The 713-nt window shown below is 47.7% G+C and carries 1 protein-coding gene; it reads right to left on the bottom strand.

All coding sequences use genetic code 11. The features are described from left to right. On the bottom strand, nt 1-712 hold a 712-nt coding region (ygfZ, locus tag R7R24_RS26895; protein ID WP_318120145.1), incomplete at its 3' end, for a tRNA-modifying protein YgfZ. Nucleotide 713: the final 1 nt, after the last annotated feature.

The following is a 713-nucleotide window of genomic DNA, read 5'->3' as shown; positions in this document are numbered from 1 at the left end:
TGTTTGTGCCGCGGTATTTCGCTCGAGCTACGGTTTCTTGGCCTGTGTAACAGCCTTTAGTGAAGCTAATGCCACCTAGGGCTTGAATGTTCAAGGCTTGTGGAATGTGCTCGTTTTGCGCTGTGGCAGAAACGAATGGCAGTGCTGATTCAATGTCGAAACGAGTCCAAAGCTCGTGTGTTGTCAGCGTTGCATCGCTGTTTTCGATCAGTGCTTGCGCCGCTTCTTCTGTCACAGCAAGTAACCAACGGTTCGCCTCTACTTTTACCGCAGTGCCGCCATTGATGATGCGTACATCACCGGCATCTTCATTTAAAGCAGACACAAACGCATCGGCGTTGACACCTGCAACGCCAAGAATCACATCGTTAGATTCTTCAATCGTGACTTTGGAAAATACGGCGTATTTTTTTATTTCTTTCAGTTCGATTTCAATCGCAGATTTCGGCTGGATCATGCCGTAGCCATCACCATGATGGAACAAGCGGAATACACTCCACACTTTACCTTTCGCGTCGCAGTGCGCACCGAGTGTTGATTGGTCTTTTTCTAGAGAAACCACATCACAGGTAACTTGACCATGCAGGTACGATTTTTTGTCATCGCCTACCATGGTGATCATGCCTAGATGATCGAGTCGTGAGATAGACAGTTCTGGTAGAGCATCTTGAGTCGATAGGTTGAGCGGTGAAAAGCGAGTTTGCCATTCCATG

It is taken from the genome of Vibrio sp. 704 (assembly GCF_033339295.1).
This window is presented reverse-complemented; position numbering and strand designations above follow the sequence as displayed.